Annotated in this window: 28 protein-coding genes; all 28 read right to left on the reverse strand. The window is 32.3% G+C overall.

Annotated features, from left to right (window positions below; translation table 11 throughout):
* Positions 1 to 5: 5 nt before the first annotated feature.
* Complete coding sequence (locus tag ACOMCU_RS01365; RefSeq protein ID WP_197224772.1) at positions 6 to 395, reverse strand: type II toxin-antitoxin system death-on-curing family toxin; 390 nt, start codon at positions 393 to 395, stop codon at positions 6 to 8.
* Positions 392 to 520 carry a hypothetical protein gene (locus ACOMCU_RS01370; protein ID WP_276570409.1) on the reverse strand — a complete coding sequence of 43 codons (129 nt, stop codon included), beginning with the start codon at positions 518 to 520 and terminating at the stop codon, positions 392 to 394. Before ACOMCU_RS01370 ends, ACOMCU_RS01365 begins: the two co-directional genes overlap by 4 nt.
* 104 nt (positions 521 to 624) lie before the next feature.
* A complete protein-coding gene (locus tag ACOMCU_RS01375) occupies positions 625 to 1,227 on the reverse strand; it encodes a hypothetical protein (protein WP_421049179.1) in 603 nt (200 codons plus the stop codon).
* A gap of 30 nt (positions 1,228 to 1,257) precedes the next feature.
* Complete coding sequence (locus tag ACOMCU_RS01380; RefSeq protein WP_421049180.1) at positions 1,258 to 1,854, reverse strand: hypothetical protein; 597 nt, start codon at positions 1,852 to 1,854, stop codon at positions 1,258 to 1,260.
* Positions 1,855 to 2,048: 194 nt separating this feature from the next.
* Positions 2,049 to 2,330, reverse strand: coding sequence for a hypothetical protein (locus ACOMCU_RS01385; protein ID WP_197224769.1), 282 nt, complete (start codon positions 2,328 to 2,330; stop codon positions 2,049 to 2,051).
* 56 nt (positions 2,331 to 2,386) lie between these two features.
* Positions 2,387 to 2,725, reverse strand: coding sequence for a hypothetical protein (locus tag ACOMCU_RS01390; RefSeq protein ID WP_421049181.1), 339 nt, complete (start codon positions 2,723 to 2,725; stop codon positions 2,387 to 2,389).
* Between the two features lie 67 nt (positions 2,726 to 2,792).
* A complete protein-coding gene (locus ACOMCU_RS01395) occupies positions 2,793 to 3,386 on the reverse strand; it encodes a hypothetical protein (RefSeq protein WP_421049182.1) in 594 nt (197 codons plus the stop codon).
* A gap of 136 nt (positions 3,387 to 3,522) precedes the next feature.
* Positions 3,523 to 4,122 carry a hypothetical protein gene (locus ACOMCU_RS01400; RefSeq protein ID WP_197224766.1) on the reverse strand — a complete coding sequence of 200 codons (600 nt, stop codon included), beginning with the start codon at positions 4,120 to 4,122 and terminating at the stop codon, positions 3,523 to 3,525.
* Between the two features lie 184 nt (positions 4,123 to 4,306).
* The gene (locus ACOMCU_RS01405; protein ID WP_421049183.1) at positions 4,307 to 4,483 is read right to left on the reverse strand and encodes a hypothetical protein; all 177 of its coding nucleotides are present in this window, start codon (positions 4,481 to 4,483) and stop codon (positions 4,307 to 4,309) included.
* A 40-nt stretch (positions 4,484 to 4,523) separates the two neighbouring features.
* On the reverse strand, positions 4,524 to 5,390 hold the full coding sequence (locus ACOMCU_RS01410) for a hypothetical protein (RefSeq protein ID WP_421049184.1): 867 nt from the start codon (positions 5,388 to 5,390) through the stop codon (positions 4,524 to 4,526).
* A gap of 303 nt (positions 5,391 to 5,693) precedes the next feature.
* Complete coding sequence (locus ACOMCU_RS01415; protein ID WP_421049185.1) at positions 5,694 to 6,353, reverse strand: hypothetical protein; 660 nt, start codon at positions 6,351 to 6,353, stop codon at positions 5,694 to 5,696.
* 140 nt (positions 6,354 to 6,493) lie between these two features.
* Positions 6,494 to 7,030: a hypothetical protein gene (locus ACOMCU_RS01420; RefSeq protein WP_421049186.1), complete on the reverse strand. Its 537-nt coding sequence runs from the start codon at positions 7,028 to 7,030 to the stop codon at positions 6,494 to 6,496.
* Positions 7,031 to 7,042: 12 nt separating this feature from the next.
* Positions 7,043 to 7,645, reverse strand: coding sequence for a hypothetical protein (locus ACOMCU_RS01425; RefSeq protein WP_421049187.1), 603 nt, complete (start codon positions 7,643 to 7,645; stop codon positions 7,043 to 7,045).
* A gap of 22 nt (positions 7,646 to 7,667) precedes the next feature.
* A complete protein-coding gene (locus ACOMCU_RS01430) occupies positions 7,668 to 8,246 on the reverse strand; it encodes a hypothetical protein (protein WP_421049188.1) in 579 nt (192 codons plus the stop codon).
* An 88-nt stretch (positions 8,247 to 8,334) separates the two neighbouring features.
* A complete protein-coding gene (locus tag ACOMCU_RS01435; protein WP_421049189.1) occupies positions 8,335 to 8,646 on the reverse strand; it encodes a hypothetical protein in 312 nt (103 codons plus the stop codon).
* Between the two features lie 13 nt (positions 8,647 to 8,659).
* Complete coding sequence (locus ACOMCU_RS01440) at positions 8,660 to 9,199, reverse strand: hypothetical protein (RefSeq protein ID WP_421049190.1); 540 nt, start codon at positions 9,197 to 9,199, stop codon at positions 8,660 to 8,662.
* A 124-nt stretch (positions 9,200 to 9,323) separates the two neighbouring features.
* Positions 9,324 to 9,644 carry a hypothetical protein gene (locus ACOMCU_RS01445; protein WP_421049191.1) on the reverse strand — a complete coding sequence of 107 codons (321 nt, stop codon included), beginning with the start codon at positions 9,642 to 9,644 and terminating at the stop codon, positions 9,324 to 9,326.
* Positions 9,645 to 9,659: 15 nt separating this feature from the next.
* Positions 9,660 to 10,229: a hypothetical protein gene (locus tag ACOMCU_RS01450; RefSeq protein WP_421049192.1), complete on the reverse strand. Its 570-nt coding sequence runs from the start codon at positions 10,227 to 10,229 to the stop codon at positions 9,660 to 9,662.
* Between the two features lie 116 nt (positions 10,230 to 10,345).
* Positions 10,346 to 10,717, reverse strand: coding sequence for a hypothetical protein (locus ACOMCU_RS01455; RefSeq protein ID WP_421049193.1), 372 nt, complete (start codon positions 10,715 to 10,717; stop codon positions 10,346 to 10,348).
* A gap of 27 nt (positions 10,718 to 10,744) precedes the next feature.
* Positions 10,745 to 11,194, reverse strand: a complete 450-nt coding sequence (locus tag ACOMCU_RS01460; RefSeq protein WP_421049194.1) for a hypothetical protein — start codon at positions 11,192 to 11,194, stop codon at positions 10,745 to 10,747.
* Positions 11,181 to 11,462: a hypothetical protein gene (locus ACOMCU_RS01465; RefSeq protein ID WP_421049195.1), complete on the reverse strand. Its 282-nt coding sequence runs from the start codon at positions 11,460 to 11,462 to the stop codon at positions 11,181 to 11,183. The genes ACOMCU_RS01460 and ACOMCU_RS01465 overlap by 14 nt, the downstream gene beginning before the upstream one ends.
* A 147-nt stretch (positions 11,463 to 11,609) precedes the next feature.
* A complete protein-coding gene (locus ACOMCU_RS01470) occupies positions 11,610 to 12,173 on the reverse strand; it encodes a hypothetical protein (protein WP_421049196.1) in 564 nt (187 codons plus the stop codon).
* 99 nt (positions 12,174 to 12,272) lie between these two features.
* Positions 12,273 to 12,446 (reverse strand): hypothetical protein, encoded by a 174-nt coding sequence (locus tag ACOMCU_RS01475; RefSeq protein ID WP_421049197.1) that lies wholly within the window; start codon positions 12,444 to 12,446, stop codon positions 12,273 to 12,275.
* A 14-nt stretch (positions 12,447 to 12,460) separates the two neighbouring features.
* Entirely contained in the window at positions 12,461 to 12,895 is a 435-nt protein-coding gene (locus ACOMCU_RS01480; protein ID WP_421049198.1) for a hypothetical protein, read from the reverse strand.
* A 19-nt stretch (positions 12,896 to 12,914) separates the two neighbouring features.
* The gene (locus ACOMCU_RS01485; protein ID WP_421049199.1) at positions 12,915 to 13,877 is read right to left on the reverse strand and encodes a hypothetical protein; all 963 of its coding nucleotides are present in this window, start codon (positions 13,875 to 13,877) and stop codon (positions 12,915 to 12,917) included.
* 103 nt (positions 13,878 to 13,980) lie between these two features.
* A complete protein-coding gene (locus ACOMCU_RS01490) occupies positions 13,981 to 14,313 on the reverse strand; it encodes a hypothetical protein (RefSeq protein WP_421049200.1) in 333 nt (110 codons plus the stop codon).
* A 173-nt stretch (positions 14,314 to 14,486) separates the two neighbouring features.
* Positions 14,487 to 14,867, reverse strand: a complete 381-nt coding sequence (locus ACOMCU_RS01495) for a hypothetical protein (protein WP_421049201.1) — start codon at positions 14,865 to 14,867, stop codon at positions 14,487 to 14,489.
* Positions 14,868 to 15,004: 137 nt separating this feature from the next.
* Positions 15,005 to 15,637, reverse strand: a complete 633-nt coding sequence (locus tag ACOMCU_RS01500) for a hypothetical protein (protein WP_421049202.1) — start codon at positions 15,635 to 15,637, stop codon at positions 15,005 to 15,007.
* Positions 15,638 to 15,789 lie beyond the last annotated feature (152 nt).

The following is a 15,789-nucleotide window of genomic DNA, read 5'->3' on the forward strand; positions in this document are numbered from 1 at the left end:
ATGTTCTATTTATGATAAGAATTAGCTCGAACTATCTGAACTACTTCTTCAAATTTAACCTTTCCAGTTACAAAATCAACCGTAAGATTGCTTGCTACCTTTTCATTCAATACGCAAACATGTCCATTGATAAATAAGAAATATGTCATACAGACAAAGGCTGTCCGTTTGTTTCCGTTATAAAAGCAGTGATTCTTAGCTATGGATTCAAATAATGCAACTGCTTTTTCGAAAATATCTTTATAAAGGGATTCTCCAAACATTGATTGGAATGGTCGATGAATCGCACTATCTAATAATTTCGGCTCTTTGACACCCTTCATTTCACCATTGCTATAGTTATCAATTAAGTTTTCATTAATTTTAACGGCTACGTCATATGATAAATATTTCATCGATCTACCAAATCCTTGATTGTTCCGTCATACAGTCGTTTAATCACATCTAATGCATAAGGATCTAATTCTTCCACAATTTCAATTTCTTCTTCATTCTTAATTTCATCCTGATTATTACTCATTATTTACCCCTCCTGATAATTTGATTCTATAAAGGATTAATTTCACATATTCATTATTCTAAATTCATTTCCACAAGTATTCCCCATGTATTCCCCATTTCAGTCTACACTCTTTCAATATTTCCCTCATGATAAATTGCTAGTGCTGCTAATTCTTCATTAAAATCAAATACAGCCTTTGTGCGTACATCTGATTGTTGAGATACCTCAATTCTATACTCCTGAACTACTACTGAAGCACACAAAACAGGGATAACCATATTTTTCACATATTCTCTACTGTAATCAGAAAGCAATGGTAAATCCATATATCGTAATTTTACAACAACTTCTTCATTCGACAAATAGATAAACTCAAAATTACTTTCATTCAAGTTACTCAGCTGATTTTTAGTAAATGATTGCTCCATATAGGCATATATTTCTTCGTGCAAAGTCGTTACTAATCGTAAATAATGCTCAAAAATATGTTCTCCTAGCTTTTCACCTACAATCGTCAAGCATGAATTTCCATATTGAAAATCAATTAGCTCATAAATATCATCTTTCACATGCTCAATTCGATAAATCCATCCTTTTTTTATTTTCAGCTTCTTAATATTTGAATAAATTGAAGAATCTTCTGTTAAATTTTCAATTGCTACAAAATAACCCACGCCATTCAAATAACCTCTAACAACTTCTTTAAAATCAGCTTTTCTAATCACTTAAAATGTTCCCTTCCAAACTTCTGTATTTTATGCGTAATAAAACCCATAACCTGCTGTATCTATATCTACATGCAATGTTGCAACAGATGCTTTCCAATAAGTCTTGATGTGCTTTCTTCCTCGTTTCTTCAATTCATATTCTGGAAATATATCTGTAATCTCTTTTAAGCTTCCTAATCGTGCATCCAGTATGATGCGTCTTACGCCATTTGATTGCGTAAAATTACTTAACTCCTTTACACGACCTGTAGATAATAATACTGTCCATTTGTCGATTTCATTGTCATAAACAATTGCTTCGTTTAAAACTAGCTCACAAATAGCACGTTTATTTTCATGTGGCAATGCAAATTGATTAGCCATGTCGTATGAAAATGCTTGTTTTTGCTCGTCTGTATACATTTGAGAATTTAAGAAAGCAAAGCACGCTTTACGTTCGTTCTCACTTACTTCAAATAAAACATATCCATTAATTAGTCGTTCTAACTCATATGACATACCTACTCTATAGTGTAGTTGCCCTGGAACTAACTCATGTTCCCTAGTTGCAATAGCAATGAGTTTTAATGGCTCAGAACTTTCGTTTACAGATGACAATAATTGTTTAAAACTTAAAATCTTCACAATAAATGCTCCTTCAATAAAATATTTCTTATAAAAATCCTTCTTTATAAAAACTATTTCATTCTATGCTGGAAAATACAATTTTATGATTTTTTATGCCAATATAAAAAAAGAGCCAGCTAATAAAAGCCGCTCTCTAGAATTAGTTTGGTATTTACACAATTGATTAAATGCTTAAATTTTCTTTTTCTTTACTAAGTATTTAATATCTCTTTGTTTAGTATTCTACCTCTACCACTATATCCGCAAATTCTGAAATATTCTCCGTTTTCTTTATCCCCAACAATCATTATATCTCCCCATTTTACAATGTCAGATTCAGATTTGTAACCGTACAAGTAATGAACCAATACACCATTTTCGTAAATAGCCGTTACTATTCCATCGTGGTATTCACCCAATGCACCGTAGTAATAAGGCTTAATTCGAAAAATTACTTCATCATTAATTTTAATTTGATTTTGGTTGCTTTCCATTCATCTCTCTCCTTTTTAGAATAACTAAAAAATTTTGTTCAATTGAGTAAAATTTTCTAAATGTTTTTCACGTATTCATCCCAATGCTTTGCTTCTGCTTCTATTTTGTCTTGAATTATTTTTTGATACTCTTCTTTGTCTATAGCTGTGCCTTTTACAAGTTCACAATCCATAAATTTCTCAAAATTATTACCAAATAGATGATAGATACTATCAGCTTCTTTATTCACTTCATCATAAATACCAGGACATTCTACGTCATAAGTGTAAAGACCATTATCATCTTCAAACCATTGTGGTGAAAATTTCACAATTTGATTTATAAGTTCTTTTCGTCCATGTTCTTCGCACCATTTTTCTCCAAATTTTACGCTATCTCCACGCTCAAAATTCATTGTATTTTCCTCCATTCACTGATCCATAACATCAAATTCAACCCTTCACAACATTAATGACCGCATTTCATATTCCATTTGTATAAAAATCATATTCTGCTATATCTACATCTAAGAATATTGTATAGCCTGTTGTATTAATTTTTTCATCCATTTTAACTACTTCGCTGAATATTTCACATATTGCCGAAAGTTTAGAAGATTTAATTTGACCAACAATACATACTACTTGTTCACCATTTGGCAAATTAATACTAGAACGATTCGAAATAGAAAATTCGTGTTGATTGTGGATTTTTCTTAAACCTTGATTAATATGATCCACATCAGCTGAACTTTTAACTATTTTCTTTATTTCCACAAACACATCACCTTGAAGTGGCTCACAAAAATAATCTTCGATAAATCGTTTTAAATCCGCTCTTTCTGCATTTTGATAACGATCCTTCTTAAATACAACTACCGTTTCTTCCATACCATTATCATGTGGCTTCAGTATTGCATAATACTCATCTAGCATTCTAAAGGTATAACAATGTCCTTGTTTGCAATAAAGCAAATTGAAATCCCCATCGTAATGAAAATTCTTATATGCCACCATCTCAACAACTTCTCCATTTTCGACCTTCTGCATTACCTTTTCAAAATTTAATATTTTCATAAGCTTATGCCCCATTTCACTTGTGATAAAATTCTCAATTTGCTATATCAAAATCAACCTCGATATTTGTTTTGATGTAAACATTTAAGCCATTCGTATCTTCTTCTATACTGTACTCAGGCGTATTTAACATCTATTAGTTTTGATAAAAATCACATGCAGCTGCATCAATATCAATCTCAAGCTGAATACCTGACTTTAATAACGACTTCCCACCATCTAACATTTTCAATTCTCGAAAATCAGGTAATGCTTTGCAAAGCTTAAAAAGATACATCATATCTACACGATAATAAATCTCACACATTTCAAATACTTGTCCATCTTTTTTATCACTATAGCTACTTCTTGATATTTCCTCCAGCTGGTGAGCATGAATCATAGCTAACAATTGTTCTTTATCTACATATTCATTTTCTGTACTAAATACCGCTCGAACAAATACATATTCATCTTGTTCATCTAATTGAAAGCGTGTTGCAAATAATTCTAACAATCGATTATATTCCGATGGATCACTATACTTTACAAATGTGAAGCGATTTTGGACTTCAAACACGCCATCCTTAATCAATCCAATTTCATAAGCATCATGAACAGCACGTATAAAATAGCGACATCCCCTGTTGAAAATATATTTCTCCTTTTTAGTTACCGATCTACTAGAAATAATAGACACTTTTTCACCATTCAAAGCCCGTTTTAACGCTTTATCAAAAACAACTTTCTTAATCATAAAAAAATCATCCCTTCAAATATATTCAATAAAATGAACTCCTTTTTTAATAAAATCTTTTACAAGTTATGTAGGACAATCACTTTTTATTCAATAAAAGAAGCACAAGAGCTCAATAACAATAAAAAAAACACTTTGATTGGTCCTAAGACTACTCAAAGTGTTTTTTATTAGTTTTAGCTGGTTACAATTTAATGATTTCACATTTAGAATGCACTTTCGATAAATCCTCTTGCCCACATTCATTGTCAATAACTAATTGATTTGAAAATGGATTTTGCTCTACATTATAAATATCTCCTTCATATTGAACTTGAGTATTTACAAGTATTGTTTCCCCATTTTTATCCTTAAATGACATACTAATCATCCTCTCTTCTTATTTGTACTGTCTTGAAATTTTAAATGTAACTACCATGCCTTTCAACATGATTCAGGTTTGTTTTAACAACATGTAAATAAGTAATCTCATTCAAAGCGTCGAAATCAAATAAGTCCTCTAAATCGATCTGCTCACCTTCATGTCCGATCACACCATTCATAAGTAATTCTCGTACTGCTTTAGCTAGTTGCTTAGAAGTATCAACTATCCCCACTAATCGCATAGAATCCCGACTTGTATGTTCATCTGTTGTATAGATTACATACAACTGACGTGTATCGGGCAATTCCTTCGTTTCACCGCTTAACAATTCCATAATTCTATATTGCAGCCAACGCTTATGTTCTTCAAAGTCATAAGAATCTTCTCCGTCAAAGTTGTCTACATAACTTTTGAATTGCTTAAACAAAGAAGTGTCAGAAATCACAAGTTCCACGTGTACCGCTTCACCCATTTCAGTCCATTGTTCTAGCAGCACTTCATCTTCTTCTACACTTACATTTAAGAAGTGATCTTTCACATATACTAAGAATTCTTCGTCTGTGATTTCTTCCCCACGACTAACACCATAGTATTGTTCTAAAATTCCTTCAACCCACTCCTTATACGCTTCGAAATCTTGAATAGATTCTGTCATTGAAAAATTATCTCGATATTTTTGATCTTCACGATGGATTTCTACTTCTTCATCAACATCAAAATATTCAATATAGCTACTTACTTGTTCATCAAACGGTTTTTCATCATTTTTGGAAATAACGATAAACATATTTACTCCGCCATTTGTCCAGCTTTCTAATTCAATAGCATCTTCACTATCATGGACATTAAAAAAGTTCCCTGCAAATTCTAAAAATTTTTCATTTACTGTTGTTTCTTTCATCATCAACATCTCCTTGTATCAACTATTATTACGCCTTTTTATCATCTGGATAAACATTTTTAATCCAACCTTCGATTTGTGAAATAGCTGATTCGTTCGAATACTCAATACTTCATCAATCGTTAATTAATAATGTATATCCATAAAATATTTCTCCAATATCTGCTTAAAAACAGATTCCATTTTTATTAAAGGTGTTGCTTTACCCTACGTATGTGATTGTTGAAATATAATTACAAATTAAAAAAAGATAGGAGAATCCTACCTTTTTATTTAATAATATTTATTTATATACTTCTAATACTTTCACATCAGCTCAATTTTCCACTCCTTCACCTTGTTATTAAAAATAACACTTCGAGGTGCTGATAAATTTTCTTCATCTAAAATATCTGCCCAATGCACACCATCTAGTTCTGTAAATTGTTCAGCCCATGCCACTACCAATAAATTAATTGTTTCCATTGAACCAATATGGTCACGCATGGATACCTCTAATAATTTCGGCATTGCCTTATAGCCGCTCTTTCTAAGGTTATTTAAAACCGCTTCTTTACTAAGCGTCAAATCCTCTTCTAAGCTATACTCTAAGTATTCTGCGTATTCTTCATAGGCATGTTCAGGATTGGTGAAAGACATATAGTATTCTTCTCCATTTTCATTCATACCTGGCACAAGATATATATCCTGTTTCTCGATAAAACCTTGTTCTAAGCCCCATTTCTTAATTTTCTTTCGAGCTGTACCTAAAACGTGATAATTTAAAAAAACGCCCTTCTCCTTTGTTAAACGATTCGTATTTCTTCCACCTAATCGAGCGATACGTGTCCAAACTTTGGGACAATCACTGACGGATAATCCGCTTCCTTCATACGAATTCCGTTGTTTTTCTGAAATATCCATATCTCCTACATGGAACAGGTCAGAGAATTCAATTGTTGGAATCTCTATATTGTTTACTTTCATACATTTACACCTCTCCAATAGAGCATTCTGATCCATATTCTTCAAAGAATACCATGTTTAATAAAAATCCATATATTTTACGTACATACTCATACATTCATTCAATAAAAAAGAGCAGGAAATACCTGCTCCTTTATAATCTATTGACGATAAAATTCGTACTCAGCTGGATCAATATCGATTTCTAAATGAATTCCTGTACGTGTTGCCGAAAACAAGGTTTCGTCTGTACGTGCTGGAGCCTTGCGAGCCAATTCATCGATGTCTACAGACATTAATCGAATCACCCAATGCAAATCATCACTTATGAACAAATCTGCATTTTTATTGCCAGCCACAAATTGTTTAATAGCGTTTGAATAGCTTTCAATTTGCTCATTAAATTCAATAAGGCAATATACTTCTTCATAAACATACCCGAAGAACTGACGCATCAAAGCCCCTTCACTTGAAGTATCAGACTTTCGATATTTTTTTACGACACTACGAGCAGAATTTGGCAACATAATACAATACATGTCTGTTGCTACGTCATAACATAAAAAATATTTTTGTCCCTTTTGAAAATCTAGGTATCCAGCAAATGAATATGCTGTTTCCCTTGCCATGACTAATATTTCATTGTTATTTTCGGCTAATGCTTTATCTAAGAACTCATATGTTAAAATATTCATCATTTTACCTCTTCCCTATTGCATTCTGCCTTCGTGATAGAATGGATAATCTGCTAATTCCACATCAATATCAAATACATAACCACTACTCACCAATTCATCCATTTCATCCAATAAATGATCGGGAAATTGCTGTGCAATTATTGGCACATGCATTGCACCAATTTCAATTACATACGTCCATTTATCAATTTCCTTAAAATTTATATCAACGCCTACTCCATTATCCATCGCTGTGCCATCTTTTATTCCTCGTAAACGGTGAATGATGTTGACAATTGATTTTGATTGATCCTGTAATACGCAAACAATTCGATCATGTCCCTCAACTAATAAAAAGTTATTAGAGAAAATGTTTTCACAATCAACTTTTCCATTTCTAACATCACTCATCTTGACTGCAAAAGGCATATCTCCATTTTTAGAATCAGAAGCATTCATTAGTACGTAATGAGATTCTGCTTCAATTGGCTGCACGCAAAAAATATAGGTAATTCCATTTTTAATAATATTGAGCTCATTTTCTACCACTTGAGTACGTGTAGCTAATAATCGAACAGTATTTGTTGAACTTTCCTCAAATTCTTTCAATACCTTTTTAAAATTCATTAGTTTCATATTCTATTCATCCTCCAATTTTTCAACCTTGATAAAAACTAAATTCAGCTAAATCAGCGTCAATATGCCAATCTATCAAAAATTTTCTCAAACCGCCCTCTGTATACGTATCATTGAATCGCTTTGCTATCTTTGGGAAATAGCGAACTTTCACTGCCATAATAATTTCTTTAGCATTTTTAGCATAGAAATGAAATCCATCATTATCATTACATTCATTAACGCAATTTTCGATTCGGATCGCCTTATTTAAAATTGCTTCAAAGGGATCTTCAATGACTGTAGAAATCATTTCGTCTAAATTTTCAATATGGCGAAATACTCGACCAATCAATTCATCTAATCTTTTTTCCAGGATAGTGTTGTCATGAATGCTAGTGACATTTAATATGAAAGGTGTAAGTTTCGAATCGTTTAAATTGTAAAACGATACTAAATTTTGTCCTCCGCTTTCATGAAATGTTGCGTAATAGATGCCTCCACGTATTAAATCGCTTTGTCCATCTGCAACATTAATATCCAATGGTTCTACGCATAAAAATTTAGGGTCATTTCCTACTATGATTTGATCAATAATATACTTCATTGCCACTTGTTTCATTACGAAACCTCCTATTAAATAAAGCCCTGTTTATCATAAAAAAAACGGACCATTCAAATTATTTACCTTGAATAATCCGCCATCCTACTTATTTATCTCCATCAAATGTAGCTATCTCAGCTGCATATTGCTTTAATTCATCTTTAGAAAAGCAATCTGCATAATCGCAAATGCGATAATCGTTGTACTCAAATAAATCCTGCAATTCTACACAAACATGTTCTTGAACTAAAGATGATGCGATACCGCCTTCATCTAAATCTGAAGCAGACAATGCGTTTGTAAAATCTTCTAACTCATCAAATGGTACAAATGCAATGAGTTCAATTCCTTCTTGACGAGAATAAATATGTGTTTCACATTTCAATAAAATCTCAAATAATTCCTGATTAAATTCCATTTTAATTTCCCCTTTATCCTACTTTGTGGTAAAAATCGTACATCGAGAAGTCAACATCTATATCTAGTGATGCAATAGATCTTTGTCCTTGATAATCTTCTTCTGCCGTTAATTCATTAACAGCTGCTACTGCTTTTGGCAGTAATCGAGTTTGCACCTCAAAAGCTGTTTTAAAACGGTCTGCATGTACGATGTTTACACCTTCAATTTGTTTTAATGCTTCCAGCGAATTTTTATCAACTTGAGTTGATTCATTCATAATGCATTGAACAATTTGATTTTCATATTGAAGCATTGATGAACTAATAAACGCTTTTAAACTGTCTAATCTTTCAGTAGTTCCAGTCGTAAATTGGCACGCTGTAAAAATGTCCGACAGGTCTGTAATGTTTAGAAATTCATATACAATACCGTCATTGCATGTGATCAGATAGAAATCGCCCTTTTGTATCATGCGATTTCCTTTATTATCTACATTTTGAGTTGCAATAACTTTCACCTCAACACCAGCTCGAACAAGAGCATCTACCTCTTGTAAATTATATGGCTTCATTTTTCAACAACCTCTCTTAATTTGTTTCCTAAGAAACACCTATTTTTTATAACTGCTTCATGCTACGCTCTTAAAACTAAAATTATGCATAAAAAAAGAACCGAGTATATACTCGATCCTTCGGTTAAGCAGATTCTGTACGCAATATTTCTAAAAATGAATCTAAATCAATCTTTTTCTCAGCTGTCCATTCTTTTACAGCTTGAATAATTCGATTATGACGCTCTTCATTTTGAATTCGGTCATATACTCTAATAATCAAATCAATTGAAAATTCATCTTCATTGAACTGGCGATAAGACAAGGTAAATAATTGGGCTATCTCCATTTCATGAAATTCAATACCTTCGTTATCCTTATAGGCTTGAACAATTTCAGAAGCTTTTTTCAACAATATAAAACCATGTAGTGCTTTACCAATATCATTAAACTCTGATGTATTCATATTTACAGATCCCTTCTAATTTACTCTTTTTATTAACCACCCTTTTGCTTCCATTGCTTCAATACTCCATCCTGCTGCTGTCTTACTGCCCTTTATTTTACCTGCTCGTAATTGTTTTCCGATTGCAGCAGCAGACAAACCGCTAATCATTGCTAGATCAGTAGCATTTATCTCTTCATTTCGTTCAAGTTTTAATGAAATTTGAGCAAAACGATAAAAAATGCCAATATATGAGCCAGTAGCACCTGTCCATTGCTCCCAACTTACATCTAGTAATTCCGTATTGTCCACAAATGGATTAAACCAAACGAGCTGAAGTATATTCTCTAAAATTTTTTCAACTTCTTCAGGGCAACCAGCTACTCCTGTCATCCAATTATATAGTTGCCTTAATGGTACAGCTATTGGGAACGGATACTCGTTTCCTAGATAATTTACCGTTGTTGACTTAATGAAAACTCCTTCTTTAGCCAAATCTTCATTGAAGTAGCCTAATTTTCGAGAAAGCTCATTAAAAGCCGCTTCATAATCCTCCAGTAAATCTTTAAACCATTTTTCATTTAACACTAATACATATTTAGACATACATAGCCGTCCTCTATTCGAAAGTTTAGTCAATGCGTATAAACTAAACTATATCGAAAAGTAGTAGATAATGCAATAAAAAAAGAAGCTGCATAATACAACTTCTTCCTTACGCTTTATAATGACATAATTTGATCAATCATCGTTCGCTTAAAATCGTTCATTTCAATAAATGAAATCGTGTATTTTACTAATCGATTTTCTACACCATAATGCTCTACTGATTCCATCATAACGTACCGATTTGGAAATTCCATTTGTTCAAAATCATTTAAAATTATCAGCTCACACCCCTCATACTCTTCAGCAAGGAATCTCTCTAAATCGTTTATGCTTTTAAGTGTCATTACACAATTAGATTGAGGAAAATCAAACGCTAATGCATCAATTTTTAATTCATCTGTTATAAATTCATGCCATTCTGCTTCTTCAAATGTGTCGTGCTGAGTATGATCAGATGCAATAAATAGCTTACTTTTTTTTTCCATTAATAGTTGTAGGCAGAATATTGATCATTAGCATACCTCCTTGACGACACCATTGAAAACTGGCGTTGCTCGCAATTCATCATTTTCCTCTACGGTTGAAGTGCCGTATGCTTCCTTAACTAATTCAGCTAAGATTAGAATTCCTTTTTCAAATGTTTGGGAACGAACATCTAATCGTGGATCATAAGCTGTTTTAAACTCACCCTCTGTACCTACATATACATTTACTTCAAATTCAATATATGGTCCAACAACCTTATCCTCTTCCGCTTTAATGTTTAGACAACTCATAAAAGTGCCATTAAATACAACATGATTAGATAAGAAATTGAAAGCTTCCTTGAATGTCATTGTAAAAGAAAATGACTGACGATAATCTTCATAAGCTTTGTAAAGCTCGCCTAGTTCTGCATCGTCGTATTGATATAAAAAAGAGCGACCATACTGCTCCTGATACCATTTTTCAAAAATTAACATGATTTTTTCCCTCCTTGTGATTTGTAATATATTCGGCTGCAAAATCGTAAACGATCTTAATAGTCGGATTGTTTAAGTTGATTGATTTTCGAAGCTCAGCAAATGTAGTTGTCGGTTCTGATGAAAGCAACGCCTCTAATACATGCTGCTCTGATTGGACTAACAATGTTTCTAAGTAGCGATAATTGTCCTCATTTAATCTTGCCACCCATTCAAAATGCTTCTTGTATGCATTGCGGTATGCCTCTAAAAGTGTTGTATGTTTCACAACATTCACCTCCAAATCTCAAATTTATCCATTAGCATTATATGTATTTAAATATGTTTTCATCACTATTTTTCAAGATTGTTAGCATTCTAGTGATTAGAACATAAAAAAAAGGCAGCAAACTAGGTTGCCACCAGGGTAAAAATTTTATAAATGATGATAAATTGGATACTCAGCTATATCTATATTAATATCTACAAATCCTGTTGATTCAACAATTGTGTGTTTCGTAAAAGTTGTATTTTGATTAGTAACTACAATTTGCTTACGCTCATATTCCTTACTAAACATAACAATTTCATGAATGTCGAAAATATCAGCTTTAATAATAGCCACTTTGTCTACACTCAAAAATCTTACTTCTGAAACACAGACCTCTCTCATTGCCTCTTTGAACACATTAATATTAGACATTTCTGCTGTAACGGCACAATAAACCTTTTCTTGTGAGCCTTCAGTTAAATGGAAATAGTTCTTGAGCAGTTCATTAATCTCATTGCTAGATGTCGTTTGATAAGCTATTAAACTTGAAGCATTTTCATATATCGTTAATTCCCCCAATATATATTGAAGGTTAAATAATGCTCCTTTTTTTAGTTTGAATTCATTTACCTCTTTAAAACTTCGATTCTTCGTCAATTTCCCTTTTACACACATAAACGGTTGGCTTTTTGACACCTTTTTCAATTCCTCTTTGTTGATTTGCTTCATGTAAGTAAGTCCTCCTGTTTTCTATATACATGATGTAAAAAAAGGCAGCAACTTAGGTTGCCACCAAGGTAAAAAAATTATTAAATTTCCTCGCTATACTTAGTTGTGTTCTCCCTTTAATTCCTCAATTTTATATTCAGCACGTTCTAAATCCATTTCCAAACTTGTAATAGCATCAAGTAGATATGACATATCCATACGAGCTGTTCGTATAAAAACTTCATCTGTTTGATTCATTCGTTCTTTAATGTCTTTTATCTTTTCACTACGCATATATTCTTCCCCTTTTACGCTACATAGTCCTGTTCAGGAATAGAAGCTGTTTCAATATCAAGTACATCAATTGTTAGTCCCATTGCTTTTAACACCTGCAAACATGTTTCCGCATTGATATTTAAAATGGCATTAACAATTTGAATACGCTTATTGCCAACATATTGTACTGCTGAATTAGAAGATAACCCCCCAAAGTAGCATTTTAAAACCGCTTCTTTGTAATCTTCTCCATGAATTGATTTAAGTTGTTCTAAGCTGCTGTAATAAGGCATAATTACTTCTTCTACTTCTGATTCAGTTAAATCAGAAAACGCTAGCTTAGCATTACGAACGAAGAATAATTGAACCTTAGAATTTTCATCCATTTCACCATATTCTACAAATTCAAACACATCGTCTGAATGTTGTTTACTAAACATTGTATTTTCTACTTTTTCAAATTTCATCCTATATTCCTCCTAGCAATTATGCTTCATCAATTTCTAATTCATCAATTTGCACACCGATTCGCTTTAGAATAGCCAATGCTTTATCTTCTTCTGCATTATTAATCACGATGTTGTCTTGTGTACTTTCAAAATGACATTCCACTACGATTTGTTTATACTGCGAGCCATAAGTCTTAACAACTTCATTTAATGATTCATAGTATCCTGAAATTGCCTCATTAATTTCTTCTTCAGAAAGATCTCCGAAGTTAAGGACATCGTGCTTCACAAGAAACTTTGGCGTATCGTCATTTGATGGAACTTGTTGATATTCAACATACTCAAAAGCCTCTTCATTCAGTTCACGAAAATATTGCTGATCGTCCGTCTTGTAAAAACGATTATGGATCTCGACACCTGTTAAGTTTTCCTCGTATATTTGATGTACAGAACCAGCTTGATCAATTACATTGATTTCAGCAAAGCCATGTAGCTCGGTGATACTTAACACTGTCAATAAATCTCCATTATTGAATAAACGGTTATTTTCTACACCACAATTCATAACCATTTCCAATCCAATATCTTTAGGGAATTGACGTTCATCTGTGACAATCAACTCAGCTTGTTCATGAATCTTCACTAACTTGTCAGGATTTTTCAATAAAATATTAAATTCTTCTTTCAATTTTTCTTTTGAAAGCCCCATTAAGCTTAGTGCTGATTCGATTCCTAGTTTATAAGCGTAATCACTATAAGTGTATGCAATACTTTTTTCAGAACTTTTAAATGGAGGAAGAATAACAGGTTGTTCTAATTCACGAACAATGCTCATTGCGTCAAAATGACGAATTGCATTATCTTCGTTTAAGAAACCTTTAAAATCTTCAAGACCATTTAAAAAACCTTCTTCTAAGTCCTTCATACGCTTCTGTACTTCTTCTTCATTTGCACCAATTCTTAACTCTTCTACTACTTTAGTAATCAATTTGCTAGTCATAATAAAATCCACCTTTTGAATAAAATTTTTAAATAAATAATGTAGAGAAGGCTTTTAAAACCTTCTCTAATAAACCATTGGCAACAATCTGTAAATCTTACAACTACTCACTTACTGGAAAATCATAGTTCTCCGACATTTCAATAAATGTATCTTTGTCGAATCCAGCTCGCTCAAATAGTTCGTAGCAAGTTTGTAAAATTTCATCAGGGTTTGCTCTCTCTGAATAGCCGAGATATTCGTCATCTATATAAAGATCAACTGAATCAATTGCATCTGTTTCTTCAAGCTCTGTATAGTTCTGAACTAAATTACCTTGTTCATCGACTGTAGGCTTAAATTCCTGATTTGTTGTTACAACTGCTTTGATTTTCACGATTTCCATTAGCTCCGCTAATTTGTCTGCCTGATACTTTTTTGCCTCTGTTTTTTCCATAATAAAATCCTCCTAAAATGTTCATTTGAACACCTGTTTTAATAAAATTACCTTGCATTATACGTATGTTTTTTTATGGATATTCCTAAAGATATGCCAAATCTAATAAAACTATTTTATATATAGGCAAATAAAAAATGAGCAGCTATAATAGCCGCTCATAAATACATTTTTTAAGCTTCATATTGCATAAAATCGAAAGCATTAGCATGTTCCAACGCTGCCTCTTTAAATGTTTCTATGTCATAATCTAAGTTTTGATAGAAACTAAATAACTCTTGCAATACTTCATTTTTTACAGATTCATCAAGATCTTCTACCAGGTAAGCAATTCGTTCATCATTTATACTCACACTAATAGCTTCAATATCGTTTGTAACGTATAAATCGGAATGTCTTGAAAAAATTGCCCAATCCTTTCCAATTTTCGGCTCGTATGTTTTTGAAGCAGATACTTGAACTGAAATATCTACTACATTTATAAACGCCTCTACAACATTATCAAATTTCTCTTCCCCTAGATTAATCGCTGCTGCTTCAAATACATTACCCAAAATAAAATCCTCCTAATTTAATTGTTCATAAGTGAACACCTGTTTTTGTTTAATACTTTGCAAATATATGCAATTTGTTTATTTTTATCCCCCAATAAAAAAAGCAAGGCGTAAAACACCTCGCTTTCTCACACATATTACTTGTAAACGACTTCTTGCAAACGGCTTAATACTAACATTGCATCTTCGACTGAATCATTCTTTACTTCTCCATGCAAATACAGATAAATCGTAGATAACTTTTCTTTCGCTGTTAGCTCATTTGTTTCATTCTCAGTATTATACGTATATTTGAACACTGCTTCACCAATCTCTGAAATATACTTTTCATAATCTGAAGAAGCTCGATTATTCCATCGGTTTACAATTTCCCAAACATTAAACACGATTGTTTGTGCTTCTTCTTTTGATGTTTGGAAGTCGAAATGGTATCCATAGAAATAGGTATGAGCATTTTCGATAAATACATCACGATCCCAACCAGCCTTCATATAGTTTAATAAGCAATGATATGCTACTACATCTTCTTCTGCATCTTCCATGTAGCCAATATGTTCAAAATTCACAAATAAATCAATGCCTAATATCGTATCTGCAATTTCTGTCTCGCCATATCCTAAAGAAAAGCCAGTACCATCTTCGCTAAGAGAGAATCTACATGTTTGATTGGCATGTGAAACAGTTTCTAATCGTAAAAAACTTTGTAATTCCTCTAATTTTTCAGGAATAGAAACCTCTGTAAATACTGAAAAATCTAATACGTGTGTCATAAAATATTTCCTCCTAATTTGTTTCCGAAGAAACCCCATTTTTTTAAAAAACCTTTTGTACTATATGTAATCTTTATTTAGATATTACTAATAATAAAAAAACTTATACAAGAAGTATAAGTTTTTTTGTTATTATTTGTATTCGTAACAAG

The organism is Lysinibacillus sp. UGB7 (assembly GCF_049058285.1).
GTDB lineage: Bacteria > Bacillota > Bacilli > Bacillales_A > Planococcaceae > Lysinibacillus > Lysinibacillus sphaericus_B.